Annotated in this window: 4 protein-coding genes; 1 reads left to right on the top strand and 3 read right to left on the bottom strand. The window is 68.8% G+C overall.

Annotation, left to right across the window (positions count from 1 at the left end; genetic code table 11):
• Positions 1 to 43: 43 nt before the first annotated feature.
• Entirely contained in the window at positions 44 to 298 is a 255-nt protein-coding gene (locus tag GGD89_RS19425; protein WP_184049153.1) for a type II toxin-antitoxin system HicA family toxin, read from the bottom strand.
• A gap of 142 nt (positions 299 to 440) precedes the next feature.
• Here GGD89_RS19425 and GGD89_RS19420 point away from each other — a divergent pair, with 142 nt between their 5' ends.
• Positions 441 to 1,085: a DNA-binding protein gene (locus GGD89_RS19420; RefSeq protein ID WP_184049150.1), complete on the top strand. Its 645-nt coding sequence runs from the start codon at positions 441 to 443 to the stop codon at positions 1,083 to 1,085.
• Positions 1,086 to 1,155: 70 nt separating this feature from the next.
• Here GGD89_RS19420 and GGD89_RS19415 read toward each other — a convergent pair whose 3' ends face one another.
• Both GGD89_RS19415 and GGD89_RS19410 read right to left on the bottom strand, forming a co-directional pair.
• Positions 1,156 to 1,560: a hypothetical protein gene (locus GGD89_RS19415; RefSeq protein ID WP_184049147.1), complete on the bottom strand. Its 405-nt coding sequence runs from the start codon at positions 1,558 to 1,560 to the stop codon at positions 1,156 to 1,158.
• On the bottom strand, positions 1,557 to 2,513 hold a 957-nt coding region (locus tag GGD89_RS19410; RefSeq protein ID WP_484592942.1), incomplete at its 5' end, for a tetratricopeptide repeat protein. The genes GGD89_RS19415 and GGD89_RS19410, both read right to left, overlap by 4 nt.

Raw genomic sequence — 2,513 nt, 5'->3', positions numbered from 1 at the left:
TCGAAGGCGACGCGGGCGCTGTAGCCCTTGTAGGTCATGGTGCTCATGGCGTGACTCCGATGGACTCAAGAAAGGCGCGCGCGTCCCTGACCTGAGACCGCCTGGTGTCCCGTGCGGGGTGCGGGCGGTGGACGGTGGCGACCACGGTCCCCGCGACGAAGCGGGCGCGGGAACCGGAGCCCTCGACCAGGTCGGCGCTGGCGGCAAGCAACAGAGACTCAAGATCGTTCCAGGCGATGGTACCCGAGACCGGGTCGCGGAAAACGGCCCGCAGGGTCTTTCTGTGCGTGCTGTTCATGTAAGCACGAGATTGCGCCGGCGGACCTGAATGCAAGCGCTATGTGATAGCAAAAAAAGGGCTACCAACGGCGGGTCGGGCTTGCTTGTTGTCATAGTATGTAGTATGATACAACGTACTATGACAACAAGAGGGAAGCGCCATGGCCATCACCAGGGACCGCATCTGGGCCGCCGCCGACGATCTCGACGCCGCCGGCCAGAAGCCCACCCTCGCCGCCGTGCGCAAGGCCGTGGGCGGCGGCAGCTTCACCACCATTCAGGAGGCCATGGTCGCGTGGAAGGCGCGCAAGGCCGCCCGCGAGGTGCCCGAGCGCCAGCCCGTGCCCCAGGCCGTCGCCGATCAGCTGGAGGCCCTGGGGGCCGAGGTGTGGACCGTGGCCCTGGACCTGGCCACGGCGCGCCTGGCCGGCGAGCGCGAGACGCTGGCGGCTGCCCGCGCCGAGATGGAAGCCGCGCGGCGGGATGCGGCCGACCTGGCCGATCAGCTCAACGCCGACCTGGAGGAGACCAGGGCGCGCCTGGAGGCCGTGGCCGGCGAGCGGGACGCCAGCCGGACGGAGGCCGGTGCCCTCCGCCAGTCCCTGGCCGTGGCCGAGGCGCGCGGGCAGGAGATGGAGCGTCGCGCGGCCGAGGGGCGGGACGAGGCCGCCCAGGCGCGGCGCGAGACCACGGAGGCCCGGGAGCGGACCGCCGACCTGGCCGGCCGCCTCGCGGTCCTGGAGGCCCAGAACGCCGCGCTGCTGGCCCGCCTGACCTCGCCGGCGCCGGCCGGGCCGAGCGCCTGACGCCGGCGGAGGCCGGCGCCGCCGCACAGCAGCGGAAAACCGGCCAGATCTGGCCGGTCCGTGAGCTGTGTCACGGTGTCTCGTCCGGCGTCTTGGGTGTGCGATCGGCGAGGTCCAGCAGCGTATCGGCTGTCAGGTCGGATACGGAAACCGTGCGATCCGCGATGTCCAGCCGGATGGACACCGACCGGTCCTTCGAGAGGGCGCGCAGCGTCTCAAGGAGCTGATCCGCCTGGTCTTTCCGCTTGCGCCGCTCGACCAGGTCGGCGACGGCCAGGGCGGCGCTCGGGAGGGTGAGGACCAGGGTCGCAATGGCAATGGCTGTCCCCAGATCGCGGTGCGGGCCGTCCGGCGGTGAGGTGACCGGCTGGACGGCCGGGGCCTCGCCGAACGCCCTTTTCAGCGCATCGGCGACCATTGGCGCGACGGTCTCGGACTCGGCCCCATCCACACGGAAGGTGACGGTGTTGGTCATGGCTCTTTCTCCTCGGACGGGGACGCCTGGTCGGCGGTGGCGCGAACCTGATCAATGAGCACCGCCACCTGGTCCGCCTCGGCATCCCGGCCGAAATGGCGAAAGGCCTGCGCCGAGCGCTCCAGCACCGCGATCGCGTCCTCCTTTTGGCCGGCGGCGGCGAGAAACTGGCCGAGTGCCACCCCGATCACCGCGATGCCATCCAACGCGCCGAGTTGGTCGACGATGGCGTAGGCGCGCGGCACGACCTGCGCCGCCGCGCCGTGGTCCCCCTTCGCGAGATGAATGCTGGCGATGCCCCACAGGCAGGCGGCAATCTCGCGCTGGTCGCCGAGGCGGTCGAAGGCCGGGCGGACCTCGTCCTGGAGGATGCGCAGGGCTTTGTCGAGTTGGCCGCGGGCTTGGAGGATGTCGGCGATCTTGCCCATGGTGACGGCCTTTTGGTGGACGTCGCCGAGGCGGTCAAAGACGGGGAGTTGTTCTTCGTTTCGGATGCGCAGGGCTTCGTCGAGTTGGCCGCGGGCTTGGAGGATGTCGGCGATCTTGCCCATGGTGACGGCCTTTGATCGGACGTCGCCGAGGCGGTCAAAGACGGGGAGTTGTTCTTCGTTTCGGATGCGCAGGGCGTCGTCGAGTTGGCCGCGGGCTTGGAGGATGTCGGCGATCAGCCCGCGAAACACGGCCATGTCACGGATGGCGCCCAGAGGCTCTATTATGTCGCATGCGGATTGGTATCCCTTTAGGGCATCGTCCAAATCCCCTCTGGCGGCATAGATGTCGGCAACTTTTCTAATCGTGATGGCCTTTTCTCGGACGTCGCCGAGGCGGTCATAGACGGGGAGTTCTTCTTCGTTTCGGATGCGCAGGGCTTTGTCGAGTTGGCCGCGGGCTTGGAGGATGTCGGCGATCTTGCCCATGGTGACGGCCTTTTGGTGGACGTCGCCGAGGCGGTC

Source organism: Roseospira visakhapatnamensis (genome assembly GCF_014197915.1).
GTDB classification, from domain to species: Bacteria; Pseudomonadota; Alphaproteobacteria; order Rhodospirillales; family Rhodospirillaceae; genus Rhodospira; species Rhodospira visakhapatnamensis.
The sequence above is the reverse complement of the archived record's forward strand: the minus strand, read 5'-3'. Positions and strand labels throughout refer to the sequence as shown.

Bases quoted from the DNA above. Each gene is read 5' to 3' on its own strand.
- GGD89_RS19425 (WP_184049153.1), bottom strand. From the start codon at position 298: ATGAACAGCACGCACAGAAAGACCCTGCGGGCCGTTTTCCGCGACCCG.
- GGD89_RS19420 (WP_184049150.1), top strand. From the start codon at position 441: ATGGCCATCACCAGGGACCGCATCTGGGCCGCCGCCGACGATCTCGAC.
- GGD89_RS19415 (WP_184049147.1), bottom strand. From the start codon at position 1,560: ATGACCAACACCGTCACCTTCCGTGTGGATGGGGCCGAGTCCGAGACC.